Here is a 5,370-nt window from a genome sequence, read left to right as displayed (position 1 = left end):
GCAGCCTTGGCGGCGTTTTCGGCCTTGCCGGCGCCCTTGGCGACGCCGACACCCATGTGGGCAAAGCCGGCGTCCTTCATGATGGAGCGCACGTCGGCAAAGTCCAGGTTGATGAAAGCCGGAATATTGATCAGGCTGGAGATGCTCTCCACGCCCTGACGCAGCACGTTATCCGCGGCCTCGAAAGCGTTCATCAGGGTGATCTTTTCCTGGCTGATGAGCTTCAGGCGCTCGTTGGGGATGACGATCAGGCTGTCCACATGCATCATCAGGTTGGCGATGCCCTGTTCAGCCAGACTCATCTTGCGCTTGCCCTCAAAGCTGAAGGGCTTGGTGACGATGCCGACGGTCAGGATGCCCAGGTCATGGGCAGTCTCGGCCACCACGGGAGCCGCACCGGTGCCGGTGCCGCCGCCCATGCCGGCGGTGATAAAGACCATCTGAGCGCCTTTGAGGGCGTTGGCGATCTCGTCCTTGCTCTCCTCCGCTGCACGCTGGCCCACTTCCGGGTCAGCGCCGGCGCCGCGGCCCTTGGTCAGCTTGGCGCCAAGCTGGACCTTCTGGGTCGCCTTGGAGTTGATCAGGGCCTGCTGGTCGGTGTTCATCGCAACGAATTCCACGCCGCCAAGGCCTGCATCGACCATGCGGTTGACAGCGTTGCCGCCGCCGCCGCCGACGCCGATCACCTTGATGTTAGTTACATTCTGCATCTCTTCATCGAGAACGAACGCCATGAGTGTATCCCCCTAAACAGTTGTTAGTTTCGATGGGCCCGACAACCCGGGCCGCCGCAATGCGGTTATGACCCAGAGGCACAATGGCCCTGTATTTTTAACATATAACTGATTATTAGAATACCAAATTCCCAACACAATTTCAATAGCTGCGGCGCAAAAAATCAAAATTTGCGCCGCAGCCCGTTGAAATATCCAAAAGAGTTTACATGGCAGCGCGGATTTTATCGCATTTGCATAGCAGAGGCAGTTTTCATCGTGGCATCGCTCATTGTTTTGACATATGTGCAGCGCGCGCCCAGGGTCGTCAGCTCCGCGGGCAGGTCCTGATAGCCCCTGCGGATGTGACCGGAGTCCATAACGGTCCCCGTTCCCCCGGCTGCCAGCGCCGCCAGCACCAACGCGGCCCCGCCCCGCAGGTCGGGGGCCGTCACGCAGGCGGCATGCAGCTGCGCGTCGCCGCCGATCCACAGGTCCCGGCCATCGGCCCGGACCAGGGCGCCCATGGCCGCGAACCCTTCGGCACAGGCGAAACGGTTCTGGAACAGGGCATCATGGATATGGCTTTCGCCCCGGGCGCACAGGAGCACCGCTGCCGCCAGCGGCGCCGTGTCGGTGGCAAATTCCGGCCAGGCTCCCGTGCACAGGTCCGCCCCACCCCACAGCGGGATATCCGGGTCCCGGGCCGCCGTAAATCCGTCCGGTCCTGCGGTGATCTCACAGCCGGCGGTGCGCAGGAACCGCAGGAAAGGCGCCAAGTGCCCGGGACGGCAGTGTTCCACCGCAATGCGTCCCCCCGCCAACGCCACCGCGGCGGCATAGGTGGCGGCGGCAATGCGGTCGGGCAAAGGCAGGTGCACGCCGCCGCCCGGAAGCGGTCCCGCCGCCCCGCGTACCCTGATCACAGGGGTGCCGGCCCCTTCGATCTGCGCCCCCGCCATGCGCAGAAAAGCGGCGGTATCTGCAATTTCCGGCTCACAGGCGGCACCGCGCAGCACGGTCTCGCCCCGGGCACAGGCGGCGGCCATCAGCAGGGTCAGGGTGGCACCCACGCTGGGAAGGCGCAGGGTGAAATCGACCCCGTGCAGAGACCCCTGCCGGCGCAGGGTCACCGCAGACTCACTCTCGGAGATCTCGGCCCCCATGGCGCCCAGCCCTGCCAGATGGATGTCAATGGGGCGGGGGCCCAGGCGGCAGCCTCCGGGCAGGGGCAGCTCCACCGTCCCCGCCCGCACCAGCAGCGGCGCCAGATAAAATACCGACCCCCGCATGGCCCCCGCCAGCTCCGGCGGGACATGGCCGCAGACTGCGGCAGGCGGGAGAAGGATATCCGGGCCACGGCGCACCGGTCCGGCCCCCACCGCCCGCAGCAGCGCCAGACTGGCATCCACGTCCGACAGCCTGGGTACCCCCCGCAGCACGCAGGGTCTGCTGCACAAGAGACTGGCCGCCAAAAGGGGCAGCACGCTGTTTTTGGCCGCTGCGGGGCGAATCCGGCCCTCCAGTACCCGCCCGCCCGTGATCTTGATCCGTTCCATCGCCGCACCGCCTTTCGAAATATCCGTCACACCATACCAATATATGCGTCATTCCGCCGAAAGTTACAAAAGCAGCGGCTGAAGCTGCACACCCCGCAGGGCACTTTCCAGGGCGTCCGGCAGCAGGGTGAAGTCGCTCTTCAGGCTGTGGGGCTTTTTGAAACTGTCATCCTGGCCGAAGGGCACAAAATAGATGTTTTTGCGCTGCAGCAGGGCGGCCAGACTGCCCGCACTGCCCGAAAGGCCGTCGTTGGTGGAGGGGGCCAGCAGAAGGGGCCGGCCGCCCCGCAGCATGCTTTTGGCCGCCAGAGTGACTGCCGTACTGCTGATCCCGTTGGCCAGAAGTCCCATGGTGGTACCGGTACAGGGGGCAATGACCATGGCCCGGGCCAGTTTCTGGGGGCCCAGGGGTTCCGCCTGCTGCAGGGTTGTCATGGGCGGGTGGCCGGTCATCTCTTCCAGAGTCCGGTACAGGGAAGCCGCCGTCCCGAACCGGGTATCCTGTGTGGCCGCGCTGGAACTGAGCAGCGGAAGCACATCCCACCCGTCCCGGCAAAGGCGCTGGATCTGGGGCAGCACAGCCCCGAAACTGCAAAAACTGCCGCACAGGGCAAACACCACCGCGCGGGGTGTATCCTGCCATGTCTGTGTCATACCGTCACCCTCCCCTGTTCCTGCAAGATGGTCAATATGGTCTGGGCGATGAGTTCCCCTGCCGTATCGGGTGCACATCGTCCCGGAAGCCCCGGGGCCAGCCGTGCCTGCAGGCCCATGGCCTGGGCGGCGTCAAAATCCACACCGCCCGGAGCGCTGGCCAGATCGATGATCACCGCCCCGCGGGGCAGGCATCCCAGCAGCTGGGCCGGGAGCACCAACGACGGGATGGTATTGACCACCGCATCAAATCCGGGCAGAAGCCGGTCCAGGGCGGTCAGCGGTGCCGCGTGGCAGCCGCAGCACCGGGCCCCGGCCCGCTGGTCGGCGCTGCGGGCCGCCACCGTGACCCTTGCCCCCAGCGCAGCCAGACGTCGGGCCACCGCCTGCCCCACCCGGCCGAAGCCCAACACCAGGACCGGGCTTTCCCACAAGGTGCGGGTGCGCATCTGCATGAGCAGGCACAGACACCCTTCCGCCGTGGGGACCGCATTCAGGCTGGCCAGTTCGCTGCGGGCATAATAGTCCACCGGCACCCCGCCGGTACGCTGGATGGTGCTGCGGGCCTGCGGCGCCATGAGTCCGCCGAAGACCGGTGTGTCCGGCCGCATCCGGTGCAGAAGGTCCAGCTGTCCCGGCGTGATGGTGCGCAGAGGCATGGGCAGCAAAAGAAAATCGGCACGTTCCGGTGCCCCGCGGGTGCACCCGGCTTCCCGCAGAGCACGGCCGGCAGCCTGCTGACGGGCATCGCCGTCAGCCATACAAAATGTAAAGGACATATTTCCACCCCCGTGTTCTGAGCCATCTTATGCCCGAACGGCGGGCATGGTGACGGAAAACCAGCTTTGCCGGCCTTTTGCACTGCGGAAGCGCCGGTTTTGACAAAAGAAAAAAGCCCCTGCCGAAGCAGAGGCTCTGAAAGCAAAAGATCAATAATGGTTGAGGGCGTCACATTCGCCGCGCCAGACAGAGAGCGGTTCCACCGGGACGGTACCCACACGGACTTCTCCGATGGTGGTGCGGTCCGTCTGGGCGATCTCCTGCCCTTTCTTGACGGTGGCGCCCACCTTGACGGAAACGCTGCGCAGGCAATAGAAAACACTCTTGACGCCGGCGCCGTGGTCGATGACCACCGTGTAACCGGCGGTACCGCCCAGGTCTTCGGCCAGGACGACCTTGCCGGCCGCCGGGGCCAGCAGGCTGCTGTTCCGGGTGGTGGACACGATCACATTGTTGCTGATCCGTCCGGTGCCGGTGCCTGCTACCCGCTCGGACCGGGTGCGGCCCACGTACTCGGTGGTGCCGTAGGCCAGCTCCACCTCCGCCTTTTCGGTGAAGGGCAGATTGAAGCCGTCCTCCGTCCAGGCGGGCTGCTCGTCCCCGGTCTTGAGCACCGCCAGTACCTTGGCCGGGGTATCACTTTCGGCAATATACGGGCTGGTCAGTTTGCTCTTGCTGGAATAATCCTTATACACATTGGCCCGGGCCTTGACGGTCAGGCTGAGTTCCTGTTCATAGCCCGCATAGCTGACGGTAATGGTGTAATCCCCCGGTTCCTGGTTGACCCCGATGGGCAGATAGCAGACCCAGTCGTTTTCGCCCCGGTGGAAGGCCGTGGCGGTCAGCTTGCTGCTGGCAGTGGGAGCCACCTGATCGGATACGCCCCCGCTGACCCGCACCGCCACCACACTGCCCTGGGTGGCAGACACGGTGTTCAGGCGGATGGAAGGCCGCAGACTGACCGTGAAGCTGAACAGATAGGTCTGCTTGCCGGAGACTTCCGCCGTGTGGCTGATCTTTTTCTCATTGCGGAAAATGACCAGCTCGGCGGTGTAGATGTCGTTCTTGGTGAAGGTGTAGTTGCCGAATTCTTCGGCCGTGCCTTCAAACACCGACTCCCCGTCGCTGTCCTCCACCGTCAGCCTGGTGTCGCAGTCGGTGTGGCGCACGCTCAGGTCCACCTGTGCCGTCTCGATGGTCGCGGCGATCTGGGTGGGTTCCTTGGAGACGGTTTTGGCGTAGGTGCGCTTGAACACATTGGCCACCACCGGCACATGCCAGCTGTAGGAGGTAGGCTCCAGTTCCTCGCCGTTGAATTCGGCCGAGACCTTGGGGATGGAATCCGGCGTGGCTCCCTTGTACAGCCATGCGATGCCGGCACCGGCCACCACCGCCACAAACGCCACCACAAACGCGACCCACTTCAGCAGACTCCACATGCTGTCGCCGACGCGGCGGTGCAGCCGCCGCAGACGGGCGGGCAAAGACGGATCGGCGGAATCGGGGTCGCCCTCCTCCTCGCCGCTCCCGGCAAATTCCGCGGGGTCCGGTTCGGGGATGGATTCTTCCTCCTCGATCTTTTCCACGATTTTTTCAATGGAAAGCTGGACCGTGCGGGTCATCTGTGCGGCGCGCTGCTGCTGTTCGGCCGATTCGGCCTCCCC

5 protein-coding genes are annotated in these 5,370 nt (G+C 64.6%); all 5 read right to left on the bottom strand.

Going from position 1 to position 5,370, the window contains the following annotated elements; all coding sequences use genetic code 11:
• On the bottom strand, positions 1-734 hold a 734-nt coding region (gene ftsZ / locus Q0K17_RS10340), incomplete at its 3' end, for a cell division protein FtsZ (RefSeq protein ID WP_294542812.1).
• A gap of 224 nt (positions 735-958) precedes the next feature.
• Positions 959-2,272, bottom strand: coding sequence for a UDP-N-acetylglucosamine 1-carboxyvinyltransferase (locus tag Q0K17_RS10335; RefSeq protein ID WP_294542810.1), 1,314 nt, complete (start codon positions 2,270-2,272; stop codon positions 959-961).
• 63 nt (positions 2,273-2,335) lie between these two features.
• Positions 2,336-2,926: a dipicolinate synthase subunit B gene (locus Q0K17_RS10330; RefSeq protein WP_294542808.1), complete on the bottom strand. Its 591-nt coding sequence runs from the start codon at positions 2,924-2,926 to the stop codon at positions 2,336-2,338.
• Entirely contained in the window at positions 2,923-3,705 is a 783-nt protein-coding gene (locus Q0K17_RS10325; protein ID WP_294542806.1) for an NAD(P)-dependent oxidoreductase, read from the bottom strand. Before Q0K17_RS10325 ends, Q0K17_RS10330 begins: the two co-directional genes overlap by 4 nt.
• 150 nt (positions 3,706-3,855) lie before the next feature.
• Positions 3,856-5,370: M23 family metallopeptidase (locus Q0K17_RS10320; RefSeq protein ID WP_294542805.1), on the bottom strand; the 1,515-nt coding region annotated here is incomplete at its 5' end.

This window comes from uncultured Gemmiger sp. (assembly GCA_944388105.1).
Classification (GTDB): Bacteria; Bacillota; Clostridia; order Oscillospirales; family Ruminococcaceae; genus Gemmiger.
The sequence above is the reverse complement of the archived record's forward strand: the minus strand, read 5'-3'. Positions and strand labels throughout refer to the sequence as shown.

Coding starts and splice junctions, on each gene's coding strand:
- Q0K17_RS10330 (WP_294542808.1), bottom strand. CDS start 2,926: ATGACACAGACATGGCAGGATACACCCCGCGCGGTGGTGTTTGCCCTG.
- Q0K17_RS10325 (WP_294542806.1), bottom strand. CDS start 3,705: ATGTCCTTTACATTTTGTATGGCTGACGGCGATGCCCGTCAGCAGGCT.
- Q0K17_RS10335 (WP_294542810.1), bottom strand. CDS start 2,272: ATGGAACGGATCAAGATCACGGGCGGGCGGGTACTGGAGGGCCGGATT.